Source organism: Streptomyces sp. NPDC048254 (assembly GCF_043201895.1).
GTDB lineage: Bacteria > Actinomycetota > Actinomycetes > Streptomycetales > Streptomycetaceae > Streptomyces.
In genome coordinates, this window is sequence record NZ_JBICZJ010000016.1 from 1 (window position 1) to 25,513 (window position 25,513).

16 protein-coding genes and 11 pseudogenes are annotated in these 25,513 nt (G+C 68.1%); 12 read left to right on the forward strand and 15 right to left on the reverse strand.

Going from position 1 to position 25,513, the window contains the following annotated elements; all coding sequences use genetic code 11:
• Nucleotides 1–384: 384 nt before the first annotated feature.
• Both ACGFZQ_RS35810 and ACGFZQ_RS35815 read right to left on the reverse strand, forming a co-directional pair.
• Complete coding sequence (locus tag ACGFZQ_RS35810) at nt 385–1,323, reverse strand: hypothetical protein (protein WP_393843863.1); 939 nt, start codon at nt 1,321–1,323, stop codon at nt 385–387.
• Nucleotides 1,320–1,727, reverse strand: a complete 408-nt coding sequence (locus tag ACGFZQ_RS35815; RefSeq protein WP_393843864.1) for a hypothetical protein — start codon at nt 1,725–1,727, stop codon at nt 1,320–1,322. The genes ACGFZQ_RS35810 and ACGFZQ_RS35815 overlap by 4 nt, the downstream gene beginning before the upstream one ends.
• 80 nt (nt 1,728–1,807) lie before the next feature.
• Between ACGFZQ_RS35815 and ACGFZQ_RS35820 the strand changes: the two genes are divergently transcribed.
• Nucleotides 1,808–5,833 (forward strand): CHAT domain-containing protein, encoded by a 4,026-nt coding sequence (locus tag ACGFZQ_RS35820; protein WP_393843865.1) that lies wholly within the window; start codon nt 1,808–1,810, stop codon nt 5,831–5,833.
• Between the two features lie 174 nt (nt 5,834–6,007).
• Here ACGFZQ_RS35820 and ACGFZQ_RS35825 read toward each other — a convergent pair.
• The 3 genes and pseudogenes from ACGFZQ_RS35825 to ACGFZQ_RS35835 all read right to left on the reverse strand — a co-directional run.
• Nucleotides 6,008–6,534, reverse strand: a pseudogene (locus ACGFZQ_RS35825) (transposase family protein); the annotation flags it as partial.
• A 1,023-nt stretch (nt 6,535–7,557) separates the two neighbouring features.
• Complete coding sequence (locus ACGFZQ_RS35830; RefSeq protein WP_393843866.1) at nt 7,558–7,875, reverse strand: hypothetical protein; 318 nt, start codon at nt 7,873–7,875, stop codon at nt 7,558–7,560.
• Between the two features lie 188 nt (nt 7,876–8,063).
• Nucleotides 8,064–8,513 (reverse strand): transposase, encoded by a 450-nt coding sequence (locus ACGFZQ_RS35835; RefSeq protein ID WP_393843867.1) that lies wholly within the window; start codon nt 8,511–8,513, stop codon nt 8,064–8,066.
• Between the two features lie 312 nt (nt 8,514–8,825).
• On the opposite strand from ACGFZQ_RS35835, the gene ACGFZQ_RS35840 reads away from it, so the two are divergent.
• The gene (locus tag ACGFZQ_RS35840; RefSeq protein ID WP_393843868.1) at nt 8,826–11,138 is read left to right on the forward strand and encodes a SpoIIE family protein phosphatase; all 2,313 of its coding nucleotides are present in this window, start codon (nt 8,826–8,828) and stop codon (nt 11,136–11,138) included.
• Between the two features lie 342 nt (nt 11,139–11,480).
• Complete coding sequence (locus ACGFZQ_RS35845; RefSeq protein ID WP_393843869.1) at nt 11,481–13,445, forward strand: SpoIIE family protein phosphatase; 1,965 nt, start codon at nt 11,481–11,483, stop codon at nt 13,443–13,445.
• 578 nt (nt 13,446–14,023) lie between these two features.
• Here the strand turns inward: ACGFZQ_RS35845 and ACGFZQ_RS35850 are convergent.
• Both ACGFZQ_RS35850 and ACGFZQ_RS35855 read right to left on the reverse strand, forming a co-directional pair.
• A pseudogene (locus ACGFZQ_RS35850) lies at nt 14,024–14,266 on the reverse strand (transposase family protein); the annotation flags it as partial.
• A 392-nt stretch (nt 14,267–14,658) separates the two neighbouring features.
• Nucleotides 14,659–15,000: a hypothetical protein gene (locus ACGFZQ_RS35855; protein ID WP_393843870.1), complete on the reverse strand. Its 342-nt coding sequence runs from the start codon at nt 14,998–15,000 to the stop codon at nt 14,659–14,661.
• 249 nt (nt 15,001–15,249) lie between these two features.
• On the opposite strand from ACGFZQ_RS35855, the pseudogene ACGFZQ_RS35860 reads away from it, so the two are divergent.
• From ACGFZQ_RS35860 to ACGFZQ_RS35870, 3 genes and pseudogenes are all read left to right on the forward strand, one after another.
• Nucleotides 15,250–15,570: pseudogene (locus ACGFZQ_RS35860) on the forward strand (site-specific integrase); the annotation flags it as partial.
• Between the two features lie 85 nt (nt 15,571–15,655).
• Nucleotides 15,656–16,165: a site-specific integrase gene (locus ACGFZQ_RS35865; RefSeq protein WP_393843871.1), complete on the forward strand. Its 510-nt coding sequence runs from the start codon at nt 15,656–15,658 to the stop codon at nt 16,163–16,165.
• Nucleotides 16,166–16,233: 68 nt separating this feature from the next.
• On the forward strand, nt 16,234–16,479 hold the full coding sequence (locus ACGFZQ_RS35870) for a hypothetical protein (RefSeq protein ID WP_393844074.1): 246 nt from the start codon (nt 16,234–16,236) through the stop codon (nt 16,477–16,479).
• On the opposite strand, the pseudogene ACGFZQ_RS35875 reads toward ACGFZQ_RS35870, so the two are convergent.
• The 4 genes and pseudogenes from ACGFZQ_RS35875 to istA all read right to left on the reverse strand — a co-directional run.
• Nucleotides 16,412–16,762: pseudogene (locus tag ACGFZQ_RS35875) on the reverse strand (NUDIX domain-containing protein); the annotation flags it as partial. The gene ACGFZQ_RS35870 and the pseudogene ACGFZQ_RS35875 sit on opposite strands and share 68 nt — an antisense overlap.
• Before the next feature lie 130 nt (nt 16,763–16,892).
• A complete protein-coding gene (locus ACGFZQ_RS35880; RefSeq protein WP_393843872.1) occupies nt 16,893–17,429 on the reverse strand; it encodes an SMI1/KNR4 family protein in 537 nt (178 codons plus the stop codon).
• Nucleotides 17,430–17,518: 89 nt separating this feature from the next.
• A pseudogene (istB, locus tag ACGFZQ_RS35885) lies at nt 17,519–18,323 on the reverse strand (IS21-like element helper ATPase IstB).
• Nucleotides 18,320–19,944, reverse strand: a pseudogene (gene istA / locus ACGFZQ_RS35890) (IS21 family transposase). The pseudogenes istB and istA overlap by 4 nt, the downstream one beginning before the upstream one ends.
• 7 nt (nt 19,945–19,951) lie before the next feature.
• On the opposite strand from istA, the gene ACGFZQ_RS35895 reads away from it, so the two are divergent.
• Nucleotides 19,952–20,074, forward strand: a complete 123-nt coding sequence (locus tag ACGFZQ_RS35895) for a hypothetical protein (RefSeq protein WP_393843873.1) — start codon at nt 19,952–19,954, stop codon at nt 20,072–20,074.
• A gap of 49 nt (nt 20,075–20,123) precedes the next feature.
• Here ACGFZQ_RS35895 and ACGFZQ_RS35900 read toward each other — a convergent pair.
• Nucleotides 20,124–20,300 (reverse strand): annotated as a pseudogene (locus ACGFZQ_RS35900) (ATP-binding cassette domain-containing protein); the annotation flags it as partial.
• 109 nt (nt 20,301–20,409) lie between these two features.
• Between ACGFZQ_RS35900 and ACGFZQ_RS35905 the strand changes: the two are divergent.
• On the forward strand, nt 20,410–20,703 hold the full coding sequence (locus ACGFZQ_RS35905; protein ID WP_393843874.1) for a hypothetical protein: 294 nt from the start codon (nt 20,410–20,412) through the stop codon (nt 20,701–20,703).
• A gap of 218 nt (nt 20,704–20,921) precedes the next feature.
• On the opposite strand, the gene ACGFZQ_RS35910 is transcribed toward ACGFZQ_RS35905, so the two are convergent.
• Nucleotides 20,922–21,539, reverse strand: a complete 618-nt coding sequence (locus tag ACGFZQ_RS35910; protein ID WP_393843875.1) for a TetR/AcrR family transcriptional regulator — start codon at nt 21,537–21,539, stop codon at nt 20,922–20,924.
• Nucleotides 21,540–21,693: 154 nt separating this feature from the next.
• Here ACGFZQ_RS35910 and ACGFZQ_RS35915 point away from each other — a divergent pair, with 154 nt between their 5' ends.
• Entirely contained in the window at nt 21,694–22,554 is an 861-nt protein-coding gene (locus ACGFZQ_RS35915; RefSeq protein ID WP_393843876.1) for an enoyl-CoA hydratase/isomerase family protein, read from the forward strand.
• Between the two features lie 299 nt (nt 22,555–22,853).
• A pseudogene (locus tag ACGFZQ_RS35920) lies at nt 22,854–23,697 on the forward strand (IS5 family transposase).
• Here ACGFZQ_RS35920 and ACGFZQ_RS35925 read toward each other — a convergent pair.
• Complete coding sequence (locus tag ACGFZQ_RS35925; protein ID WP_393843877.1) at nt 23,661–24,206, reverse strand: IS3 family transposase; 546 nt, start codon at nt 24,204–24,206, stop codon at nt 23,661–23,663. The pseudogene ACGFZQ_RS35920 and the gene ACGFZQ_RS35925 sit on opposite strands and share 37 nt — an antisense overlap.
• On the opposite strand from ACGFZQ_RS35925, the pseudogene ACGFZQ_RS35930 reads away from it, so the two are divergent.
• A pseudogene (locus ACGFZQ_RS35930) lies at nt 24,169–24,534 on the forward strand (glutamyl-tRNA reductase); the annotation flags it as partial. The gene ACGFZQ_RS35925 and the pseudogene ACGFZQ_RS35930 sit on opposite strands and share 38 nt — an antisense overlap.
• Nucleotides 24,535–24,723: 189 nt before the next feature.
• Nucleotides 24,724–24,898, forward strand: a pseudogene (locus ACGFZQ_RS35935) (transposase); the annotation flags it as partial.
• A 203-nt stretch (nt 24,899–25,101) separates the two neighbouring features.
• Here the strand turns inward: ACGFZQ_RS35935 and ACGFZQ_RS35940 are convergent.
• Nucleotides 25,102–25,194: pseudogene (locus ACGFZQ_RS35940) on the reverse strand (IS3 family transposase); the annotation flags it as partial.
• Between the last annotated feature and the right edge of the window lie 319 nt (nt 25,195–25,513).

The window sequence follows — 25,513 nt, forward strand, 5'->3', positions numbered from 1 at the left end:
GGGAGATCGGATGGCAGCGCGCGTATCGGCTCACGCTCGCGCACGTGAAAGCAGGCGGCTCCATCCCGGCCCGCCCCGGTGAACTCATCGTCCAGCACAAACACCAACCGAGCCTTTACGCGCTGACGAAACCCACAACGAGCCCGGCCCCACACAGCGCACACGACACAACCCCAGCTCACACCCCGAACTGCCCGCTGGAACCACGCACCCGGCCTCTCTCAACGAACCCACAACACACCAGGCCACCAAGCCCGCGACACACCAACAAGCCCCCCTCCGAGCGTTACGATGGCGGCCATCAGCTGGTAGGTGTGCAGGCCCGCTGGGCATGCTTCCATCAAGGCGGACGCGGACCCGGCCGCCGTAGTGCTCGGCCAACCGTTACGAAGCCTCCTCGGACCCGGTGACGGGGTGATCGTAGGGCGTCGTCAGCCCGGTGCCCTGACGCCAGGACCGCGACAGAGCCCGGTTCAGGGCGCGTTCGGCCTCGGGATCCTGTGGCAGGGGCTGGTGCAGCGTCCTGAGCATGTCGAAACGGTGCAGGTCGAAGGCCGTGCGCACGCATTCGCCGTAGGCGAGGGCCGCCCGTACGGCTCCCACGTAGGCGAGCCGGGCGATGGCGAGCGGCACCAGGGCGAGCAAGGTCCACCAGCCTCCGTGGGGCAACAGCAGACCGGCGGCGACGATGGCGGTGACGGTCATCGTCGCGGCCAGGCGGGCGGCCCCGTCGAGCGTGTTGCGCCGGTCGTCGACGATGAGGCGGGTGTTGCTGCCGAGGGCCGGATACAGCCGGGGCCAGGCGACCACTGCGTCCAGTCCGTACGGCTCGCCGGCCTCCCACTCCATCGCTGCCAGGACGTTGCCGAGGGCGGTCGGGCGGACCAGACCCTCGGGCGGGAAGGACCGGCGCAGGCGCGTGCCGGCGCGGCCGCTCTCCTGGATCTGCGCCTCGGTGGGCTCCGTGTCGCCCTGCGGCAACCGCGTCCGTGCGGCCAGCCGCGCCCGGCGCCACCGTTCGGCGTGGCGTGTCACCCGTACCACCGAGCGAGGCCAGTCGCCCTCCAACACGCGCACTAGCGCCAGTTGCAGCGGATGGCCGAGGACGGCGCCCAGGGTGACGGCGAGCACGATGGCCAGGACCTCGCCCGTTCCGAGGTCGGCGATGGTGCGCCAGGCGTCGCTGAAGTCCAGGGCGCTGCCGGGCGCTCCGGCCCAGATCAGGACGAGCACGAAGAGCGCCCCGGCGTAGGTGGGCAGGTAGTCGACCAGGAAGAACCGGGCGCCGTCCAGGCCGGGTCGGGCGGCGGCGTCGAGCTTCACGGGGTGGGTTCCAGCGCGCCGTGGCCGTTCGGGCAGACCGGCGCCGACCGCTCGTCGACGTGGATACGGCGCTCCTCGGCGCCGCAGGTGGAGCAGCGGTAGCGCAGGATCTCGTAGCGCAGCGACTCTCCGGGCAGGGTCGCGCCGTCCCCGTCGCCGAGGGAGCGCAGGACCGCCCTGCCGAGGCTGTCGAGGTAGGTCCGGGTCGTGACGCCGACGATCTCGCCGCCCACGCCGAGGGCGACCTCGTGCAGTTCGCGGTCCGTGACGAAGAGGGACTCCAGGGCGTCCGCCGCTTCGACGGCGCCGAAGCCCGGCGGGAGGTCGAGCACCGGGGTCCGGTCCGGGACGTGGTCGGCGACTCTCGACGCGTCGAGGAGGATGCTGAAGGGGGCGTCGGTCATGGCACTTGAGGTATCAGGCCACCACGCTGCGCGTCCAGAGCTGTACATTGAGTGCGCGCATCGCGGCGGGGGAGGCGTGTATGGGCAAGGGGCCGGTCGACGTGCTCGGCAGGGCGATCCGGGCGTACGAAGACGGCGACGAGGCCGCGCTCGGCGCACCCGACGCAGTGCGGGCGGCCAGTGAACTGTGGCGGTCGGTGTCCGACGCGGCCCCCGACGACACCGAAGTCCTCGGCGTCCTCACGCACTTCCACTGGTACAGCTACGAGGCCGGGTCGGCCGTGTCGCTCCCGGACGCCGTGCGCGCGGCGGAACTCCTGCGCGGCCGGGACCCCGAGGCCCTGCCGCCCGACCTGGCCACCGTCCTCGACACGGTGGACTTCGTCGTCGCCGAGGGGTCGGCCGCCCTCGAACCACCCGAGGACGACGAGTGGCGCGACTGGTACGCCCATCTGTTCTTCCAGCTCACCAGGGTCTGGGACAGCGAGGAGGACGATCCCGGCTCCCTCGACCGGGCCATCGCCGCGGCGGATATCGCCCGGTCCCTGCTGCGCGAGGACGACTCCCTGCGGGCTTTCGTCACGGCGCTGCTCGGCCGGTTCCTGTCGCTGCGCGGCCACCGGGCGCGGGACGTGGCGCAGTTGACGGATGCCTCGGCCCTGCTGCAGCAGACACTGGAGCACGCAGGCTCCGACCACAGACTGCGTGCGGTGATCCATGTGTTCCTGACCGGCGCGCTCGCGAATGCGGTAGACGTCGAGGACACCCCAGCCACCGGCATCGCCTTCGCCAAGGCCGCCACTGCGGCCCTGGCCGAACTTCCCCTAGAAAGCCATGAGTTCGCGGCCACCGCCGACCTCGCCGTCGTCCTCGCGGGCGAACGCCTCCAGCTGAACCCGGCCGCGGCCCGGGACCTGGACGAGCAGGTCGCCTATGCTCGGCTCAGCGCCGCCGCCCGGCCCGGCGACCATCCGGAACGGTACGGCGCGCTGTACTTGCTGGCCGTCTCCCTGCACCAGCGGGCCGCCGCGCGGCAGGCGCTACCGGACAACACCGAGGCGATCGCCACCGTGCGAGAACTGGCCGGCCTGGACACGCAGGAGTCCGTGCCCGCCCAACGCGCCCTCCCACACCTGCTGTTGAGCCAGTTCCTGGATCAGCGGCTGATCCTGACCGGCGATCCCGCCTCGGCCACCGAGGCCGTGCAGGCAGCCCGGCACGCGCTGAGCCTGATGCCGGCGGACGATCCCGAGCGGGGTTCCTACCTGACGTCCGTGGGCGCGGCGCTATACGCCCGGCACGAGGTCACGCAGGCCCGCACCGACCTGGACGAGGCCATCGAGGCGCTGTCCCCGGCAGCCGCACGGCCCGGCCCGGGCGACGAGGCCCGCACCCTGTCCGTGCTCGGCATCTGCCACTATCTGCGCTACGACATGACCGGCGACGTCGCCGACCTGGAGGCGGGCGTGCGCCATGCGCGCGCTGCGGTTGCCGTGATGACGCCGGACGACCCGGGGCGCCCGGACTGGCTGGGCAACCTCGCCACCGCTCTGCTGCTGTGGCACAAGCACTTCGATGCCCCCGAAGTGCTCGACGAAGCCGTGGAGTTGATGCGCACAGCGGCCGAACTGACTCCGGTGGGCCACGCCGACCGGGAGCGGATGCTGGGCATCCTCGGCGACGCGCTGATGGAGCGCTACACGGCCGGGAACGCGGCCGACGACCTTGAGGAGGCCATCGCCGCCTCAGGCGAGTCGGTCGCCTCCTCCCTGCCCGGCACACAGGGCAGGGACAAGTCCACGACCCTGTTGAGCAACGCCCTGCGGTTGCGGCACGGCCGCTACGGCGATCCGGCGGACCTCGACGAGGCGGTGCGGCTGGCCGAGGTGCCCGGCCCGGCGGACGCCGCCGTGCCAGTGACCGCGCGCGCCCTCAACAACCTGGGCATCGTACTGCTCGACCGCGCTGGCCTCACCGGGTCCGGGGCCGACCTGGACCGCGCGATCGACGCGTTCCACCGGGCCCGTGCCGTCGCGGCACCGGGCAGCACGCATGCCGTGGACGCCCTGCTCAATCTGGGTAACGCCCTCGAACAGCGCTACCGGTCTACCGGTGTGCCCGGCGATCTGGCGGACGCCGTCGCGTTCCTGAGGCAGGCGCAGGTCACCGACCTCACCCCGCCCAAGCGCCGTATGGTGCTAATCAACCTCGCGAAGGCCCTGGCCCTGCGGTGCGCGGTCGACGGGAGCGTCGGCGACCTGGACGAGGCGGCCGACGCGCTGCGCGACGCCCTCGCCACCCTGCCACCCGGTCACGCCCGCCGCCCTCACTACCTCTCGGCGTACGGCACGGTGCTGACCGACCGGTGGGAGAGGACGCGTACGCGGGCTGACCTCGACGAGGCGGTCGGCCTGCTGCGCGCCGCCGTGGAGGCCTCGGCCTCGTCGGATCCCCGGCGCGGTGGCTACTGCCTCAACCTGGGCGTCGCTCTGGAGGACCGGTACCGGCTCACCGGCCGTGAGCAGGACCGTGCCGAAGCGGTAGAGGTGTCCCGGGCCGCAGCCGGCGCCGCCGTGTCGGCGGCCGACGTGCGCGTCCGGGCCGCGCGCCGGGCGAGTGCTCTGGCCTGGGAGCACGGCGACGTCGAGGGAGCGCTGTCGGCGGCGCGGCAGGCGGTGGGTCTGCTGCCGCTGCTGGCCTGGCGCGGCATCCCGCGCGCCGACCAGGAGCGGCGGCTGTCGCTGCCGGCCGGACTCGCCTCGGAGGCGGCCGCGTTCGCGGTGGCCGCGGGCCGCGCCGAACTCGCCGTGGAACTGCTGGAGCAGGGACGGTCCGTCATGTGGGCGCAGCTCCTGGACACCCGGGAGGACCTCACGGCGCTCACTGCCGTGCGGCCGGATCTCGCCGAGCGGCTCGGCGAGGTCCGCACCGCGCTCGACACGCAGGCGGACTACGACGTCACCGGGTTGGAACCGCCTGCGGACCGCACGGTCCTGGCCCGCCGATGGGATCAACTCGTCGCCGAGGTGCGGGAATTGCCCGGCTTCCAAGGCTTCCTGCGGCCGCGCTCCTTCGCCGAGCTCGCCGAGGCGGCTGTGGCAGGTCCCGTCGTGCTGGTGAACTTCAGCGTGCTGCGCAGCGACGCCCTGGTCGTGCGCGACGGCGCCGTGCGCGTGGTGCCCCTGCCCGGCCTCGACGCGGAACGGCTCGTCGAGTACCTCGACGATGTCTTCGCCACGTTCGAGGAGCCGCCGTCCTCCCTCGCCTCCGTCGTCCGCGCCCATCTCACCGTGACCGGCCTGCTGGAATGGCTGTGGACCGCGGTGACCGGGCCCGTGCTCGACGCCGTCGGCCCGGTGCCCCGGATGTGGTGGTGCCCCACCGGGCTACTGGCCTTCCTGCCGCTGCACGCCGCGCTCCGCCCGAGCAGCGGCGAGTGCGCCCTGGACTTGGTCGTCTCCTCCTACACCCCCACCCTGCGCGACTTGATCACCGCCCGGCGCGGCAGCGCGCCGGGCGACCCGCGGCTGCTCGTGGTGTCCATGCCCCGCACCCCGGGCGCGCCGGACCTCGCCGTCGAGCCCGAGACCGACACGTTGCGGGAGCTGTTCGGCGCCCGGGCCACTCTGCTCACCGGCCCGGACGCCACCCGGCAGCGGGTCCTGGACCGGCTGGGAGTTCACCCGTGGGTGCACTTCGCCTGTCACGGCCGACAAGACCTCGCCGAGCCATCCCGTAACGCGCTCATGCTCCACGACGAGCCGCTGGAGGTCCTCGATGTGGCGCGACTGCGGTCGGCCGACGCCGAGCTGGCCTTCCTGTCCGCCTGCCGCACCGCGTCGGGCGGCGCGGCACTACCCGACGAGGCGATCCACCTTGCCGCCTCCCTGCGGACGGCGGGTTTCCGTCATGTCCTCGGCACGCTCTGGCCGATCTACGACGCTGTGGCCCCGCAGGTCAGCCAGGGCGTCTACACGGCGCTGGCGGCCGGTGCGGAGACCTCACAGACCGGGGTACTGCTGCACCGCGCCGTCCAGCGGCTGCGCGACGCCGCCACCGGGCACTCACCCGTCGTCTGGGCGCCGTACATCCACATCGGTCCTTGAGCGCGTTCGGTGGGTCAGGAGACGAGCGCGCGGTCCGACAGCTTCCCTTTCAAAGACACGTCGCGAAACGCGGCCAGTTCGGCGTACTGCGGTGCCGGTCAGGGACACCGCGAGCGGGATGCCCTGGCCGTCGGTGATGATGTCGTGTTTACCTGGCTCCTCAGCTGTGATGCAGCCCTTATCTGCCCAGCAGTTGATGCCGGCCTTGGCCAGAGCGTCGATGATGCCATGCTCGCGGACGGCCCGGACGTCGTGCACGGCACCGGCCAGGGCTGGTGAAGCCCGCAGGAGGCGGCCTTTCGGGTCGGCTTTGACCTGCACATTCATGCCGTGCCTTTTGTGTTTGCCCGAGCAGAACGGACGGTCGGCGGCGATCCGGTCGATCGGCAGGAGTGTCCCGTCGAGGATCAGATACGCCTTCATCGACGCGCCCCGTACTGCTTCGGCGACCGTGGGTGCGAGGGCGGCCAGGAGCTCAACGGCCTCCGTGGTGTAGCGGTAAGCCGTGGTGGTGCCGATTCCGAAGCCGGCTGCGAGCTGGGCGTAAGGCTGGCCGTTGCGGAGGTGGCGAGGGTGAGCAGGACCTGTCGGCCTGCATTCAGGCGCCGCCACCGGGTGCCGAGAGCATGCCGACGTTCCCTCAGGCGGCTCGCCAGGAGGGCAGAGCTGGACACGTCGACGCCGGACGAATAGACAAGCATGCGAAGCCTCTGATGGGGACGGTTCTCTTGGTCGAAAACCCATCCACCAGGGGCTTCATCCGCCTTTCAGGCCAACTGCCCATCCGCCGTGCGAGGTTGGAAAAGGCTCACTGCCTCGTCTCGACGTACACGAAGGGGCCTTGCACCTCCGCAGAGAACATCTCGGCTGGCCTCCAGTGATCAAGCTGCGCGCCGCTGCGGAGCCAGCCGGAAACGGACCGCCGTCAGGACGAACACGGAGGTTGCACCGATCCCGAAGGTTACTCAACCCTCGCCCCCAAGATGCCCACCCGGGGAATTCCCCCTCATGCCTGGTCTCAAGGTGGCATGCTCCCTCCATGCGCAGATGGATACACCGCCGCTTGCGACGCCTGGCCATAGCTGCCGGCGATAAAGAAATCGCAAATCTCTCTACCGCTTTGTCCCAACTGGATCTACAACCACCTTCAGCGCAAGTGAGATTAGCTCTCCGCGCACAGCATTCGGCCCCACACCAAAGTCCACTGCATACCATTGGCGGGATCGCGGCAATCGCTCTACTCGCGAAGTGGATCTACGGTATTGCGTCTGCAACCACATGGAAGGAAATTAAAGGACAGCCCCACGCCTTCATCACCGCTGTGTCTGAAACTGCTTCCAGTGGGCGCGTTCTAGACGCCCTGGGGGCAGCATTGCTAGCGGTACTATTTATCTTCTTTCCTCTGGTCGCGACCCTGGGGGCGATAGGATTCCTGCTCGGTGCGCTTAATGCAATGCGTGGAACTCTGACCGTACATAATATTTACCCGCCCATGGACCGGCGCTACGCCTTAACAGCAGCCGCAGCCAAGGCCATCTCAGCGGTCGCAGCCACAAAGAAGGCGTATTGGTCCAGTCGTGCAGAGTTGCATCAAGATCTAGAAATAGCGCTAACCAGAGTGAAACGGGAAACGCTCCTATTTCATCTCTCTTCCGGGATGCTCTCAGTCCCGTCCCATCGAAGGCGCAAAGCGAAGCGACACGCACGACTAGTAATCGCCGCAATCAGAGAGGCCGAATATCGCCTAGATGCCGCAGGCCCTGGCGGCGCAGTTTCTCGTTCTCCGCGTCGGCAGCAGACTTCTTCGGCCTCGCCGGGCTGGTGCGCTTGTCGACCAGCTTCTCCAGAGCCCCGGCATCCCGCGCGGCGCGCCACTCCTTCACGTGCGAGTGGTACAGCCGCTCGCGGCGCAGGATCGCGCCCTTCTCGTTCTTGGGCGCGGCGTCGTACTCGGCCACGATCCGCAGCTTGTATTCGGGACTGAAAGTGCGGCGCTTCGGCCGGGGGGCCGAGTCGGATCCGGCGGGCTTGGTGCTGGTCATGAGGGGGTGCTTCTCCTGTCGTGCCCTCTCAGGCTAACCCGCCGAAGCGGGGCGTCTCACCAAAGGCTGACAGAGAGGGAAGGTGATCGATGCGGCGGCGTGAGCGGTGCTCTGCCGGGAGGTTCGGGCCCTGACCGACAGCGTGTCGTCCCCGCGACATCACGCCGGCAGGGTCAGTAGCTGATTGATCAAGGTGACAGGAGGATGCGGCGTCGTAGGAGGTCGAAGTTGGCCCGGCCGTGCATCTGTCTCTTCAGCAGCTTGATCCTGGTGACGTTGCCCTCGACCGCTCCCGAGGTGTGGGTGGTGGTCAGGGCGGCGAGTACGGCTGCTCGGTCGCGCCGTATGCCGGCGGCCAGGGTGCGGAGTTCTCGTTGTCCGTCGAGGCGGACATCGGCGAGCCAGACGTCGAGGGCCAGGTGCTCGCTGCGGCGTTCGCGCACCATCGAGGCCAAGCGTCGGGCGTACTGGGTGGTCGTGGCCAGGGCAGGGCTGCGTTCGCACAGCTCGTCGAGGCACTTGCGCTCGGTCTCGGTGAGCTGCTCGGGTCGGTGCATGATCCAGTCGGTGACCCGGCGGACGGTCAGATGGGGCAGCGGGGCATCGGCTGGAATGGTCCCGGTTCGGTAGGGCCGCAAGTGGCGGCGGACGGTGTTGACGCCGCCGCGGTAACCGAGCTGTTGGATCTCCCGGGGGAGTGCGGCAGTGAAGCTTCCCCCACCCTGAAAGGGCGACAAGGGCTGGCTGTCCACGCCGTCAGACCACCATTCCGACGCGCCGTATCCCCCCACACGTACGGCTGAACCACCCGTCATTGGCACCACGCAACGCGAGCCGTACGGCTATGCAGCAACACCTCGGCACGTACTGAGCCGATCGGTGTAACTGTCGGATAAGCGGGGCGGTCTCCAGTGCAGGGTGGGCAGGCATGGCTACGGAGGTGTTTTCGAATGCCCAGCGGTGACGTGCTCGTGCTCATTGATGAGAGCGGCCGGGTGATCGAGTGGGCGCGTCCGGCTGAGGATCTGTTCGGGTGGTCTGCCGAGGATGCCATTGGCCAGTCGGTGACCTCGCTGATGCGTGAGTCCGCGGCGGGTGGCAAGTGGCGCGGGAAATTCTCCGATGAGGCCGCGGTGCTCGTCAAGCCGGTGCTGCGCGGTACGTCCGTGGTGTGGCAGGTCCTCGCGGCGGGGGACGCCATGTCGGGGCAAGACGCGGCGATCCTGAAAGCTGTATTCACTCATTCCCCGGTGAGGCTGTATGTCCTAGACCATCGGTTGCGCGTGGTTCGCATGAGCACCGTCACCGGTGAGCAGCATGGCATGTCTGATGTGCTGGGTACGCATTTCACCGAGGCATGTGAATTCTCGGAACCTGAGGAAGAAGCCGCTGTGGCGCAAGGCGTCCTGGAGAGTGGCGAACCGGTGGTGAATCGGCTCGTCCCGCGCGTCAAGGCGCCAGGTCGGCCCACGCGCCGTATCTACTCCGTCTCCTACTTCCGGTTGGAGGACTCTGGCGGCAATGTGGTCGGGCTGGTGACATCGGCGCTCGACGTGACGGAGCGGGAAAACGCACAGAATCGTCTGGCTCTCCTGGACACGGTCCGTACGCAGGTGGGGCACCTGCTGAACGTGATGGACGTCTGTTCGGAGCTGGTCGATGCGGTAGTACCCGCATTCGCGGGCATGGCCGACGTCGAAGTGATCGAAGAGGTCGTCCGAGGAGAGGAACCTCCCCCAGTACCGGTCCACCGGGACGTCCCCCTGCGCAGAGCGGCTTTCCGAGGCCCGGTGGCGGGTCCCCCGGTCGGCGTCGAGAGCTCTCTGCCGGTCGATACCCCGTTCTCCGACATCCTTTCCGACCTGCAGCCACGCCTCGTGAAGATCGATGAGGGCAGTTCGTGGCTGGCTGCCGACCCGGCCCGAGCCGACGTCGTAAGACGGTCGGGTGCTCATTCCCTGATCGTGGCTCCGCTCGCGTTGCGAGGCCATGCTCTGGGCGCGGTCAGCTTCTACCGCTACGGGCAGGAAGACCACTTCGATAAAGAGGACGTCGCAGTGGCTTCCGCCATGTGCGCGCACGCGGCGCTCTGCATGGACAACGCTCGTCAGTTCATGCGCGAGTGGATCATCGCGCGGACCGTCCAGCACCGGCTCCTTCCGCACCAGCCCGCCACGCACGCCACCGTGGAGATCTCACAGCTGCACCTTCCCGATCCGGAGGGCGGCGGCGCGTGGTCCGACGCGATCGCGCTGCCCGGCGCACGGACCGCGCTGATCGTCGGCGACGTCGCAGGGCAGGGCATTGCCGCCGCCATCACGATGGGACTTCTACGGACGGCGATCCATACCCTCGCCGCTTTGGACCTGCAGCCCGACGAACTGCTGGCGCGTCTCAGCGACACCACCGCCCGCCTGGTGGCGGCGCGGGCGACGCTGCCCCCGGATCCGGTGAACCGCGAACCGCTCACTGCGAGATGCGTCATCGCGATCTACGACCCCGTCGATCTCACCTGCACCATCGCCCGTGCCGGCCTCCCCGATCCAGTCGCAGTCTTTCCCAACGGCACCTCGGCTTCCCTGTCGGTTCCCGCAGGTCCATCACTCGCCGAATCGAGCAGTGCCCCATTCCCCGCGATCACCGTCAGCCTCCCCGAAGGCACCACACTGGCGATGGGCACCACCGCACCCGCCGACGGGATCTTGGCGCCGTCCGGCTCACTGCGGCCGTTCCTGGAGGGCATCGGCACAAGGCCCCTGCGAGAGGTTTGCGACGCCATCGCAGACACGCTCACCGACAGCCACCCCACCGGTGAGATGCTGATGCTGCTCGCCCGTACGAAAGCGCTGTCCCAAGAGCGCGTACTGACCTGCGACCTACCCGCAGATCCCGAAGCCGCTCCCATCGCCCGCGCAGCGGCCCGCCGCCAGCTTGAGACCTGGGATGTGGACGAGGAAACGGCGTTCACCACCGAACTCATCGTCAGCGAACTCGTCGGCAATGCGGTCCGCTACGGTGCCCCGCCCCTGCAGCTACGGCTGATCTTCGAGCGGGTGCTGACCTGCGAGGTCAGCGACGCCGCAGCCAGCTCCCCGCAGGTGAAACATGCGCGCACCGTCGACGAGACAGGCCGCGGGCTGTTCATCATCGCAAGCCTCGCGGATCAGTGGGGCACCCACTACCGAACCCAGGGAAAGACTGTCTGGGCAGAGCAACCGACAGGGGCGGCAGCAGAACTGCAAAACGATGCAGAGGGCCCCTGAATGAGGGGGGCAGGCAGCGTGATTCTCAGCGTTGGATAGCTGGAGATGGTGACGAGATGGCTGGTGACTGACCTGCCCTAGCTGGCAGTTGGCCGTTTCACTCAAGGGCGTCTCCAGCCGGTTCCCGGCCTGTGGCCAACTAACAGTTCCCATGATCGCTTTCTGACAGCCGCAGACAAATCCGTATATTCGAATGTACGTGCGGCCCGCTTCCGGCCCGTGCTGTCGGCAGGCGAGAGCCCGAGGTCTTTCCGAAAGCGTGGTGACGAAATGATCGGAATACAATGAGATGGGGAGGGGGAGGTGTTTGCGCCACGACTCGGGGATCGTCAGGAGCGGCAGATGGACACCTGGGACGAATTCCTTCGTTGGCCTACGCCAGCGGCTCTTCTGACGCCAGATGGCATCATCCACTCCCTCAACGCTCCGATGGCCGAGACACTCGGCAGGCCGGCGCAGCAGTGCGTGGGCTACGACTTTCTCGGATTGCTGCCTGAAACACAGCGCCCCTCGGCCGAGAGCCTGCTGATACACGGGGCCACAACGAGAACGGTCGCGATGCGGGTGCTGGAGTTCTCCAGACCGGATAGGGCGTCGGTGATCAGCCTCATCGAGGCCCGTCCAGTGAAAGATCCTGTGAGTCGCGAGCGACTGGTGTGGGTGCACTCGGTGGATGCACGAAACGATCCGGGCGGTCTGCTGATTCCGTTCCGACTGGCGGCCGCAGCGGCGGACCTTGGGCTGTGGATGTACGCGCCCCGGGCACACCGGCTGGACTGGCTAGGCGGCGCCCCGGCCCTGGCTCTGCTGTTCCCGCACGCCTCGACGTCCTTGTTCCGGGTGTTCCGGCGGGTGCACCCGGATGACCGGGAGGCCCTGGAACAGCTCGCGCGCTCGACCGCGGCCCAGTCTTCCTGGATCAGTCTGCGGTTTCGTACAGACGACGAGGGTTGGCACCACATGGCCTGCCAGACCCGCCGGATCCAGCTGGGCTATGGCGGCACCGAGCAGGTCTTCGGGGTACTCCGCGACGACACCCAACTCGAAGCGGGCCGGCAAAGTGCACTGGCCACGCTGGCTGCCGAACGGCAGCGGGCCGACGAGATCGCCGCCTTCTCCGCCGCCCTGATCACCGCCGCCACCGAGCAGGAACTCCAGCAGGTCGTCCTGACACGCGTCGCCGCCACCTTCAGCGGCACAGGCGCCGTGCTCGCCCTCGTCGACAGCGAGACAGGGCTCCTGCACGCCTCCTCCGATGCCGCAGTCGACCCGCGGCAGGTCGACGGCATGGAAGGCCTGCCGCTGGACGTCCCGATACCGCTGACCTGCGCGATTCGAACCGGTACGCCGGAGTTCATCCCCAATACCGAAGAACTCGTAAGTGACTGGCCGGCGGCAGCCGGTATCCCGTTCCTGGACACCTTTGTCGGCCTGTCGATCGCCCCCCTCAGCCCGGTCGGCGACCAGCCGCTTGGGGCCTGGGCAGTGATCTACGACAAGGAGCACCACTCTCCGCCGGACGAGCGCGCCCTCATGTGCACGCTGGCCGATCTCGCAGGCCAGGCGCTCAGGCGGATCCGCTTGCAGCAGGCACGCGTCGAACTGGCCGCCGCGCTCCAGCAGAGCATGCTCCCTACGCTGCCCGAAGAGCTGCCCGGCTTGGAAGTCGCTGCCCGCTACCGGCCCAGCCGGGACGGGCTCGACATCGGCGGGGACTGGTACGACGCCTTCATGATGCCCGGCGGCAGGGTGGCCCTGGAGATCGGCGACAGCCAAGGGCACGACGTTGACGCAGCCGCCTTCATGGGCCAGGTACGCACCTCCATCCGCGCGATTGCCCCGCACGAACCGGAGCCGGCAACCGTGCTGACACGGACCAATGAGCTCCTCCTCACCATGAACGCGGCACGATTTGCCAGCTGCACCATGCTGTACATCGGCCCACACGAAGGGCAGGTGACCGGCACCAGCGCGGGCCATGTGCCCCTGCTGTGCGCACACGACGACGGCAAGTGCGACATCCGCGAGCTCCCAGGCGGTCCGGTCCTGGGAGTCCTGGGAGGAACCCACTACCTCGAAGAGACCTTCACACTGGAAAAGGGCACGGCACTGATCCTGCTCACCGACGGTGTGGTCGAAGGACCGGGCCTGACACTGGACGACGGCCTGGAGCGGGCCGGCGCACTCGCCGCCGAAGCCCTCCACGACGGCCTCAACGCGGAGGCGATCGCTGACCGAATCCTCGACGCTGCGGTTGCGGTAGACCACCTGGACGACGTCGCTGTGCTGGTCATCAGACGCGTTTGACGGCAGCCCTGGCCTCGCTCCGCAGGTGACCAGGGGCGTCGCGAACGCGGCCCGGATGCAGCCGTAGTGGGCGCCGACTGTTTTCTCCAGGGCCTCGGCGAGGTTCCGCCACAGGTGCCACCCATCCGCGACCTGCGTCGCCTGCGGGGCGCCTCTGCGGGCGCCCTCCGCATAAGCACCGGCCCGGTCCCGGCAAATGATCTCCACTTCGGGGTGCCCGCGCAGCAGTCGGCCAGCGGTGCGGCGTCCCGGCCGGGCAGCACATCGAGCGGCCGGCGGCCCTCCAGGTCGATGAGAATGGTGGCGTACGAATCGCCCTTGCGCAGGGCGAAATCATCCACCCCGAGCACTCTGACCTGCGCCGGAGGCGGCTCGGGGACGGCTCGCAGGAGATGCAGGAGGGTGTCCTTCGCGACGCGGATGCTCAGCGCGGATGCCAGCCGGGCTCCGGGACGCCCCGCCAAGGTCAGGGCGATTGAGGTGAGCACTGCGCGAAGCAGTGGGGTGTAGCGGGCGTGCGGGCTGGTCAGCCCGGGGACCTGCTCGGCGAACGTCACTGCCGGGCAACAGGGGTTGGGGCACTTGAAACGGCGCACCAGCACTTCGATCACGACGGGGGCGGCGCCGAGGGGCGCGTCAGCGAGGCGGCGCCGGTACCGCCCGTGCACCCGCCAGGAAGGCATCGCACAGGACGTACATCTCGCCGGGAGCGTCCGGCACGACGTGCGAAATGTGACTGCCCCGCCCACCCGCTCGACTGACTCCACGACCACACCCGCTAAATGCGGCAGCAACCGCCCCAAATCCCCTGAACCGCACACCCGGTAGATGCCCAGTTCAGCCGAGCAGCATCACAAGATCCTCGACAGAGCCGAATTACGTGACCGTCCACACCGCACCCGCAAATGCTCACTGTGGGCGAAAGGCGACGTCGGCGACTGGCGGGTCAAGCAGGTCTTCGGTGGCCGCCCGTTTTCAGACAGATCATGGGCTTCAACGCCGACGAGGAGGGCCGCCGCTTCGGCGACCAGGTCACCTCAAAGATGCCCGGCCGTACGGGTGAGTTCCCGCTCATCGACTGGGGCTGGGACCGCCAGCGGTGCGAGGCCTACCTGCTGCAGTGCTTCGGCGTGCACTGGCCGAAGTCGTACTGCACCTTCTGCTTTATGTGGAATCGAGCGCCTCCGGTGGGCGATCGTATCGACGCGGCGGGCTACTCGGAGCGGCGGAGATACTCGTCGGAGGGGCAACCCGCATCCGCATCGCCCGTTGGGCACATGACGGGGTCGTCTTCATCGCCGAACAGGTAGACGGTCACCGTGCACTCGCTGGCAACCGAGCCCAGGGACAAAACGGAACCACGTGTAGCTGCTTCATCAGGAGTATCGAGCTCGTGGTTTCCGGTGAGCGCATTGAACGCCCAGGTACCAGATTCCGGCGTCGCGAGGTCGCCACAGTCCGATGCACTGAAGTGCTCGCTGGTGAAGGTGTGATCCTTGCGGAACGTCAGGGATGTACCCGCCTCGCTGACCCATCGGCCCGCCAACTCATTCACGGAGATATCCGCCGCATAGACGGATGACGCCAATCCGCAGGACCCGGTCAGCGCTGTCGCCGCAGCAACGAGAGCAGCCCAACGCCCCATCCTTCGCCCCATGCACATCCCTCCCACCAGGCGCCTGGGCGGCGACTTGCCCCAAGGATCGTCACCGACTACACAGTACATTGAACACGTTCAAATTTGGTCGCGATGACTGACAGCCCAAGCCGACGCCCCGAGGAGCCACAGCGCTAGCCTGCAGACATGGCCCCGATTCCGTGGGGCAAGTTCCCCGCTGTCGCAGAGCATCAACTGGCCCGTCGGTGGTTGCAGTTCACCGCGAACATCGGGCGAGCGCCCAACACGATCGACGCCTACGGGCGGGCGGTCGAGGACCAACTGCGGTTCTGCGCGGCGGAAGGCACGGACCCGCTGCTGGCCCGCGCGGACACCGTCGCTGCCTGGATCAGGGAGATGCTGGACCGTTCATCGCGTCGGCCGTCGAAGGCTCCGCCTCAGACCGAGACGGGTCTGGCGAACGCGACCATCCAACAGCGCCTTGTCGCGGTCCGGTCCTTCTACGAGTACCTGGTGGAGGACGGCCTGCGCGAACAGAACCTGTCCGCCGAGGGCAGGCAGGCCGTGGTGGCCGCAGACCCCGCCAGGCCTGGTGCGGCATATCGAGCAAGCTCCCTGGATCCCCAACGCGGATGTGTGGCAGCGGATCCTGGCCGCCTGCGCTGCGGAGTCGCTGCGCAATCGGTTGATGGTCACGCTCGCCTACGACGATGCTCTGCGCCGAGAAGAACTCGTCCAACTCGACGTCGAGGACTTCGAGCCCGCGCACCAGCCGATCCATCTGCGGGCGGAGACCACCAAGTCCCAACGGGCCCGGGAGGTGGCCTTCGGCACCACCTCATCGCAGCTGTTCGTGGCCTACCTCCGCGAACGGCGCACGCTGTTCGGCCGCATCGACGGGCCGCTGTTCCGGTCGACGTCGAACCGCAACTGCGGCGCCCCGCTGGGCGCTTCCAGCTGGTCGAAGACCGTCGAAGGCAGCGCCCGAAGCGCCGGGGCCACCCACCTGTCCACGCACAGCTTCCGGCATCTGCAGCTGACCGACCTGGCTCGCGCCGACTGGACGATCGACCAGATCGCCCAGTACCGCCGGCCACCGTGATCCGGCGACCACCATGCGCTACATCCACCCGCGGACAGCTCCTGGCCGTCAGGGACGGCATCGACCATATGCTCGAACAGCTCGACCTCACCGACGACGAGCGCGAAGCCCTCGAAGGAGACCGCGAAGCGGTCACCGCCCTTGCCGAACGCCTCGCGGACACCCCCACCCCAGCCGGCCCAACGCCCAGGGACCTCGGAACGACCAGCGGCTTCGTCCCCCTGACCCAGCTCATGGGCACGGTTTCTACCAGGGCGCCAGGCCAACACGAAAAGCCAGATACCGATCGAAGATTTCCTGGCTATCAGGAGTGAAGGTCCACTGCTGCAGAGTCCGCCGCAGCTCGGACTCAGTCAGCCACCCGTGCCAGGCCACCTCTGCCAGATCGGGGACAACGGCCTCCGGAACCACGGCTTCGCACACCCCAAGCCAGTGAGGGCTGAGCCCGCCCCGGTTAAGGAACTTGAACCGAAGGCATACCGACGCCTGCACTCCCAACTCCTCACCGAGCTCCCGGGCAGCTGCCTCTTCATAGGACTCGCCGACGCCTGCAGCGCCCCCGACCCCGAGTTCGTAGTGCCCTGGGAAACGGGACTGGCTTCGTTGATCTCTAGGAACAGCGTTTGGCGACCGGTTCCGGAGGCGGTTGGTGATCACCTGGCTCACGGATCTCGATGAGAAACGACGGCACTGTCGTGTCCACGAACGTGGGACGGCCAGCCTCTCGTCAGAGCGGCTGGCCATCGACGGGGTCGCCGGAGCCGGGCTTGAACGTCGTGTCGAGGTCGTACTGCGCGATCCCGAAAGGTTGAAAATCGGCATCGGCAAGGATGCGGTAGAGGAACTCAGAGGTGGACATGTCGTACCGGTGCCATCCGCCGACGTCATTGGACCGCGCAAGGACGGGGTATTCGCCCGGCCGCTCGGCATCGATCAGCCAGAAGTATTCGTCGGCCCATTCGGTGGAGCCCCACTCAACCAGCCCCTTGCCGCCCGGCGCGTAGATCGCATAGGGATCGACGGCGGAGACGCTTCCCAGCTTGCTGTCCTGGTCGGTCGACAGAGAGACCCGCCACTGTGTCAGGAAGTCGAACGAGATGCCCTCGTCGCGCCCCAGAATGTAGACGGAATCACTGAAGACGCCGCCGCTGAACACCTCGTAGAGCTCCTTGTAGTCCGTTGGCAGCGGAACCCCCAGCTCTCCCTCGATCGCCGCCCAGTCGACGGAGATCCCGAGCGGCTCCCACCCGGTCAGTTCGATCACTCGCTGAACCCACATACAACAATCTTTTAGCACCGGTCTTCGTTCTGATGTCCCTCCACCCCCCTCGTCGCTCACGTCAAGATCGGCGGCTATCGCACTCGGCCGACCTTGGCGGGTTCCTCAGCCCGGGCACGTGTGCTGGCGAGGCGATAGGAGTCAGTGCCTGTCTCGATGATGGTGCCGTTGAAGGTGAGGCGGTCGACGATGGCCACGCAGCCGGGGGTCGGTGAAGGTCTTGGTCCAGCCGCCGAACGATTCGTTCGAGGCAATCGCGACGCTGTTCTTCTCCTCGCGTTCGGTCAGAACCTGGAAGAGGAGTTCGGCTCCGTGGCGGTCGAGTTCCATGTAGCCAAGCTCGTCGATGCAGAGGAGATCGACGCGGCCGTAGCGGGCGATCGTCTTGTTCAGCTGCTTCTCGTCGGCGGCCTCGACCAGCTCGTTGACCAGCTTCGTCGCGAGGGTGTAGCGGACGCGGTAGCCCTTCATCGCGGCCTCGGTGCCCAGGGCGATCAGCATGTGGGACTTGCCAGTGCCGGAGTCGCCGATCAGGCAGAGCGGCTGCCCCTTCTTGATCCACTCGCAGCTGGCGAGGGTGTGGATGGTCGCGGGATCGATGTTGGGGTTGGCATCGAAATCGAAGGTCCGAAGGGACTTCTCGCGGGGAAAGTTCGCCGCCTTGATACGCCTCTCCGAGCGGCGGCGAGCCCGGTCGTCGCACTCGGCCATCAGCAGCTCGGCGAGGAAGCCGCGGTAGGTCAACTGGTCCTTGATCGCCCGGTCGGCGATGTCGGAGAACTCGTTGCGAATCGACGGCAGCCGCAGCAGGCGGCAGGCGGAGTCGATGGCGGCGTCGGCGGCCTGTTCGGTCAAGCCTCGCTGGCGGGGCAGGGTCATCGTGCTTCTCCCTCTCGGTGGTCACCGCCGCTTGCCCGGCGGTGTCGGAGCAACTGGTCGTAGGGGGCCACCGAGGGCAGCGGCCTGCTGTCCGGCGGAAGATGCGCGAGACGCCACTCGTGCAGTGACGTCACCGTCGCCGACGGCTGGCCGGGGACCCGCGCATCCGGTGTGGGCTCGGTCTCGGCCTGGGTGGCCTTGCGAGCCTCCAGCGCGACGGCGTCGGCCGTCATAGCTCCGGCCCGCAGGGCCGCGGCCAGGCCGGCGACGACGTGCTCGTGCGGCATGTTCCGTCCGAGCAGCAGCACTTCGATCAGCGCGCGAGTGCCGTCCCGCTCGCCGTGGATTCATTGCCTGGGCCCACCAGGCGTCATGGACTGGGGTGAACCTGCCTGCCGAGCGGGCCTGCTCGAGAGCGGTCGAGCCGGGGAAGGCGCCGGGCTTGCGGACCAAGACCTCCAGGTAGTGGTCCAGGTCCAGGCGGACAGCACCCTTGGCGATCAGCCGCTCATGTCGGGCCACTTCCACGTTCCGGTCGTAAACCACCAGGTGAGAGGCATGCAAAATGACCCGTACCCGCTTGCCGATCAGCCGGATGGGGACCGAGTAGCGGTTCGTGCGGACCGGAATCTGGCCGTAGCGGTCAACCCGCGGGGTGAACAGCCGCCCGGTCTCAAACGGCTCCTCGGGAAGCGGCATCAGCAGCGGCTGTTCGAGCGCGAACTCCTCAGCGATCGTCCTGGACCTGGAGCCGATCCTGCGAGCGTCGGCCTGCCGGTCCCACTGCTCGACCATCTCGTTCAGCTCGGCGAGCGAGGACACCTCGGGGACGGGAACGAAGTGGTTGCGGCGGAAATAGCCGATCTGCCCCTCGACGCCGCCCTTCTCATGGCACCCTCGACGCCCGGGCGGCAGTAGAAGGTCTCGATGCCGTAGTGCGACTTGAACGCGATCCAGCGGTCCGCCTCCACCCTCGCCCGGCTCAGCCCCCGCACCCGGGCCACGGCTGCCTTGAGGTTGTCGTAGCGAACCTTGCTCCGCGGGACACCGCCCAGCGTCCACAGCGCGTGGACGTGGCCTTCGAAGAACGCCTCCTGGCCGCACGAGGCGAACACCCGGTGGACGGCCTTGCCCGAATACGACAGGCGGAAGGAGAACAGGTAGCAGGTGACCAGCTCGCCGGCGAGGCGGATCGTCACGTCGCCGAAGTCGACCTCCGCCTCGTGACCGGGCTGGTGAGTCTGCGAGACAAACGCCTCCAGCGGCGCCTTGCCCGACTCGACCAGATCTCGGGCTTCCGGGCGGCAACGTAGTAGCGGACCACCCCGTAGGAGACGTCGGCACCGTGTTCCTCAACCAACCGGTGGAAGATCCGGGTGACGGTGTGCCGCTGCTTGCGCGGCGCGTCCAGGTCAGCCCGCAGGATCTCGTCGATCACCGGCTTGTACGGATCCAGACCGGTCGTCCGCGGTGGCAGCTTCTTGCGCGGCTCAGGCCAGGCCGAGTCCAATGCCTTCCGCACCGTCCGCCAGGTCACGCCGTGCTTGCGTTCCAGCTCCCGCATCGACATACCGCCACGATGGTCACGCCGGATCGCCGCGTACAGCTCGACCCTCGACATCTGCGGCATGACCAGCACCTTTCACCAGAAGCATCTCGATGCTGCCCTGGCAAGAACCTCGGTGCCTCCCAAACTCGTCGACATCACCCATCCGTGGATTGCGGTGCCTCCCAAACTCATCGACAAGTGACTTCACTACCGCCCGACAAAGCCAGGCCGGCGGGTGTACTCCTGCGGGGTCATGGCGACCTGGCGCGCCAGACGTCGGCCGGGTCGATGTCGGTGAGGTTCACGCCGTCCCACGCGACATCGCCGGAGTCCGGCAGGTAGAGGCCGGTCAGGAGGTGGATCAAGGTGGTCTTGCCGGAGCCGTTCTCACCGACGAGGGCGACGGTCTCGCCTCGCTTGAGGTCAAGGTCGACGTGGTCGACCGCGGGCCGGTCGCTGCCGGGGTAGGTGAAGGTGAGGCCGCGCGCTGATGGCGTCCGGGCCGTCGCAAGACAGACGTGTGGTGCCGCGGCGGGCGTGGTGCCGCGCGGCGTCGTCGAAGAAGCGGTCCCAGTCGTCGACGAACAATGCGGTGCGCAGGACGCGGGCGGCGGTGCGAGTCAGGGTGGTCAGAGCGGCTGCGGCAGTGCGCAGCGCGAACACGGCAGTGCCCGCTTCGGGGGCGCTGAGGCGTCCGGTGGTGACGAGCGCGGCGAGGGCTGCGAACGCTCCGCACAGGACGAGCGCGGAGACGGCATCTCCGGTGAGCTGCACGCGAAGCCCCCGCACGGCGGCGAATTCCAGGGGTCGTTGCAACACGTGGTGAGTTGATCAAGCCGCGAGCAGTTTAGAGGTCGCGGAGACAGGTGCTGTGGGGGCCTCGTCGGCCCCGCATGGCTGCGCGTGGACACCGTCCGCTTCGGCCGGATCGACACCCCACTCCTGCACGCGCGGCCGGGGCTGGATTCCGACGACGCGATCACCGCCGCCGGGTCGACCACTCCTTTCGGCTGCTTCGGCACCGCCGAGGAAGCCGCCGCCTCGGCCCTTTACGACGGAGCGTCCGTCTGCTGGCATGTCGGAGTCGCGAAGGCGGCGAACGCATCGTCCAGCAGTTTGCCGAGGTCCTCTTCGCCGTCGCTCGCACTCCATTGCCCGAGGACGATCCACAAGCATTCGAGCGCCGCGGCTACGCGAACGTTGGCGATGACCGATGAGCCGACGGTCGAGGCGGCTGTCTTCTGCAGTCGGGCGACGATCTCCGGTCGCCATTCAGCCTGCTTCTCGCGGAGGCGTGCGCACAGGGCTGGGGTCTGGTCGATGAGGCCGAGGATCGTCACGAGTTCCTGGACGTCGCGTACAAGGAACGTCACGGCTGACTCCAGGGCGTTGCGCAGCCTCTCCCAGTCGTCCTGGTTGGCCCGCTCGGCATCGAGCGCGTCAGTGATGACGTCACCGACAGGGTCGAAGACGAACAGGACCACGTCTTCCTTGGTGCCGAAGTAGCGCAGGAAGGTGCTCCGCGACACCCCAGCGGCTTCGGAGAGGTCGGCGAAGGTGACCTGGTTGAAGCCGGTGAGGCAGAACTGGTTGAACGCGACGCGAGCCAGCTCTGCTCGCACCGCGTGGCGGCTGATCTCACGGGTACCGACTGGCGCTGCGCTCATGGGGACGAGTGTACTCCGACACACTCGTTTGCTTCTTCGGGTACAGGTTTCTAACCTGATACTCAGTGTCAGTCGCGATGCTGAGACTCGCGACGCTGCCCCCAGCCGGCGGCCCGGTGACGGGCCGTCCCTTACCGCGATATGGAGCCACCTCATGAGCTACGAAGACCTTCCCGCCCTGACGATCGACGTCTCGGACGGGGTCGCGACAGTGACAATCGATCATCCGCCGCTCAATCTGATGGACGCGGTCCTCCTGCCGTCGCTCCGGGCATTCGTCGCGCGTGTGCGGGACGACGCCGACGTCCGCGTCATTGTCTTCGAGAGTGCTGACCCGGAGTTCTTCGTTGCGCACGGTGACATGGCCTACCTCACCGACCCTGACGCGCTGCCTGCAGCCACTCGCGCTGCGATCGCGGCTGCACCGGGCTCGGCCATCCCCGAGGGCCTGAACATCCTCCAGGCGATGAGCGAGGAGGTCCGCTCGCTGCCGCAGGTCACCATCGGCAAGCTGGCGGGCTTCGCGCGCGGCGCGGGCAACGAGTTCTTCATGTACCTGGACATGCGATTCGCGGCGATCGGCAAGTCGGGGCAGGGGCAGCCGGAGTCCTTGATGGGGATCCTCCCCGGAGGCGGCGGCACGGTGAACATGACGCGCCTGGCAGGAAGGGCCCGAGCGCTGGAGCTCATCCTCGGCGCCGAACTCGTCGGCGCGGAGCTCGCGGAACGGTACGGTCTGATCAACCGTGCCCTGCCCGCTGCAGAACTCGATTCCTTCGTCGACACCCTCGCCCGACGGATCGCCGGCCTGCGGCCAGAGGTGATCCCCATTACCAAGGCTGCAGTCGACGCGGTCGCGCAGCCGATTACGCGTGCGGCGTACGCCGTTGAGAACGAGGGCCTGTTCGCGGCGTTCGGCGATGAGGTCACCGAGCTCGCCCACAAGCTGCTCGCCGCTGGTATCCAGACCCGCGAGGGCGAACGGGACCACGAGCGCATCGCCAACAGCATCTGAGTGCCCAAGCTCTCGGCATCCGTGCGCAGAGTCTCCGTGAGAAGAGTTCCTCAGGCCATTGCCGGCACGCGCGTTGTCGAGTGGTCAGGTCGACCACCCTGGTTCGCCGGGCCTGTCGGGAACACGACCGGTTGAAGCGCTGGAAACGGCGGGCAGGGAGTGGCTGGCGCAAGTAGCCCTAGGCTTGACAGCGCTGTTCGGCCGCGCGGACAGGCGCGGTTGGGAAGGTAGGTAGCCGAGCGGGCACAGGTCCCGTTGATCATGGAGTTGCTGACGCTCTGTGATCACCGAGGAGACCTGTGCCTGCGCTTCCGTCATGGCTGACCGAGCCGCTCCGGGACCAATTCGCAGTCCTGCTGCCCGCGCGGCCGGAATACCACCCGGACCATCCACTTGGCTGCCACCGCCGACGCATCAGCGACCGGATCATCTTCGACAAGATGCTGCAACTGCTGCGCTTCGGCTGTTCTTACGAGGCGATCGCCGACACAACCTGCTCGGCCACCACGATCCGCAGCCGCCGCGACGAATGGATACGCCTGGGCGTCTTCGCCCGGCTCAAGCAGATCGCGCTCGACGCCTACGACCGGATCGTCGGTCTCGTCCTCGACCAGATCGCCGTAGACGGCTCCAGCACCAAAGCTCCAGGAGGTGGTGAGGTGGCCCGGGCGTTCGCCGGTCGACCGCGGCAAACAGGGCCTGAAACGCTCGGGCATGACGGACGGATACGGCATTCCGCTGGGTCGTGTTCTGGCCGGTGCCAACTGCCATGACTCCCCGCTGCTCGCCCCGACCCTTGACCGCCTGGACGACCCGGGTCCGTTGCCCGACGAGGTCACCGTCCACCTGGACGCCGGCTACGACTCGAACAGGACCCGCACGATGCTCGACGAACGCGGCCTGCACGGCCGCATCGCGCACAAAGGCGAGAAGGCGCCCATCCAGGCCAGTCAGCGCTGGCACGTCGAACGCACCCATGCATGGCAGAACGCCTTCCACCGGCTCGCCCGCTGCTACGAGCGGCGCGCCACCGTCGTCAACGCATTCTTCGACCTCACCGACACGATCATCACCGTGCGCAGCCTGATCCGGCGAGCATGGATGACTCACCGCTGGGACGAACGCCCGAACCGCCGACCATGACCGCACCCCTTTCCGCGCCACCTCTTAGTGGAGAGTGGGTTACTGGCTTTCTGGAGTGACGCAGGGGGTTTGGCCGCGTAGTGGGCAGCTTCGTGTTCGACGGGGGTGAGGTGGCCGAGTTCGCCGTGTAGGCGTCGCTGGTTGAACCAGTCGACGTACTCGGCGACGGCGCTCCCGAAGTCGTTGATGCTGGTCCACGGGCCCTTGTTGCGGATCAGCTCGGGGACATCTTCTGCCCAGCCACCGAAACCTCGTAGTGCGCCGTGATGCCTACGGTGGCGACAAGGCCACCGTGCTCCCGCGGGCGGTACTGGACTCGCCGGCGCCCGCTTGCGCGGGAGCGGCCGGCGCACTTCACCAGAATCGGGCGATGTGCGTTCACCAATGCGCGCCGGAGGCTGGGGTGGCTGACGGACATGAGGAGGAGCGGTGAGCGTACTGGCGGTCGGCTTGAGCCACAAGAGCGCGCCGATGGCGGTCCTGGAGCGGGCCTCGGTCACCGGGGACACACTCGGCAAGCTGCTCCATGACGTGGCGCAGTCCGAGCCCGTGGCCGAGGTGTTCGTCGTCTCGACGTGCAACCGGATCGAGGTGTATGCCGACGTCGACCGATTTCACGCCGGCGTGACGGAGATCTGCGAACTGCTGGCGCGGCACTCCGGGGTCCCCCTCGATGACCTGACCCCCCATCTGTACGTGCACTACGAGGACCGCGCCGTCAGCCACCTGCTGGCCGTGGCCTGCGGGCTGGATTCGGTGGTGGTGGGCGAGGAACAGGTAGTCGGCCAGGTGCGCGCGGCGATCAGGCTTGCCGCCCGGCAGGGCACCATCGGACGGGTCCTGGGCGACCTCGGCCGCGTCGCGCTGCGGGCCGGCAAGCGAGCCCGGGCCGAGACCGGGATCGGCCGCGCCGGGGCAGGCCTGCTGGGCCTGGCGGTGGAACTGGCCTCGCCGCGCCTGGGCGAGCAGGGCCTCGCGGGCCGGGATGTGCTGGTGCTCGGGGCCGGGTCGATGAGCGCGCTGGCGGTGGCCACGACGGGCTGCACCTGGCGGCAACTGCCGCCGGTCTTCGGTCCGTCCGCGCCGACCGCGCACCGCCGGTTCACCGAGTGGAGCCGGGCCAGGGTGTGGGGCAAGCTCCACCGCCTGGTCCTGGACGAGCTCGGCGCCCGCGGGGAGTTGGACTGGTCGCGGCGCGCGCCGCCAGGCAGGGTTCTCGCGGCGCGCGCCGCCAGGCAGGGTTCTCGATCTGATGGCGGCCTTGCAGGAGTCCGTGGACAACTTCTCCGGCTCGGGTGCCTCGGGCAGCTCGCGGTCCTGGCGCTTCGCCTGCCCCCGCCGGCTGCGTATCTTCCGCGCGACCAGGCCCAGCTCGGCCATGATCTTCGCGATGGTGTTCACCGAGACCCGCCAGCCCTGCCTCACCAGCCTGATCCAGATCTTCGGCGAACCGTAGGTGCCGCGCGCAGTGTCGAACTCCTCCTTCACCGCTTCCATCAGACGCTGTCTGCGCAGCTCACGCCGGGTGGGCTGGCGAGTGCGGTGCTTGTAGAACCACGACCCGCTCACGCCCAGAGCGCGGCAGGAGACGCGGTGCGAAATGCCCTGCTCGGTGCTGAAGTCGCTGATCACCCCGACGACGGACGCCGGGTCCGCCACGGCTACTTCACCCACAGGACCATGCAGCGTTTAAGGACATCACGCTCCATGACCAGTTCCTTGTCGTGCGCTTGAGCTGGGCGTTCTCCAGGTCGTCGGCAACCTCGGCGATCGTCTTGCCGGTCTCCGTGACGATCCGTACAGCTCCCTCACTCCG